General features: G+C 63.7%; 1 protein-coding gene. It reads right to left on the bottom strand.

Going from position 1 to position 303, the window contains the following annotated elements:
• Nucleotides 1–303 (bottom strand): hypothetical protein (locus tag TPRIMZ1_RS18925; RefSeq protein ID WP_010259883.1); only part of this gene is annotated, 303 nt, incomplete at both ends.

Raw genomic sequence — 303 nt, forward strand, 5'->3', positions numbered from 1 at the left:
CCTGTGTCCCCAGACCAGCTCAGGTTCGTGGTGTACGGTGCCCCGTCCGTGCCGTCGGCATTGATTTTCGTTACGGTTATCTTGGCGGAACTAAGCCCCGTCCGGTCAATGACGCCCCCGTCCCCGCTTATGCCGATGGCATAGCGCAGTTTTCCCTGCGCCGCATCTTTCCCCGTATAGGGCGCCAGGGTGATAGGTACCGTCGAATTGCCCTCCGGCTTGATGGTGGTTTCCGCGCTGCCCCAGGCCGCCGCCACGGTCGGCGGGGCTTTGGTATACGCCGTGGCGGTAATGGTCCAGGCC

This window comes from Treponema primitia ZAS-1 (assembly GCF_000297095.1).
Classification (GTDB): Bacteria; Spirochaetota; Spirochaetia; order Treponematales; family Breznakiellaceae; genus Termitinema; species Termitinema primitia_A.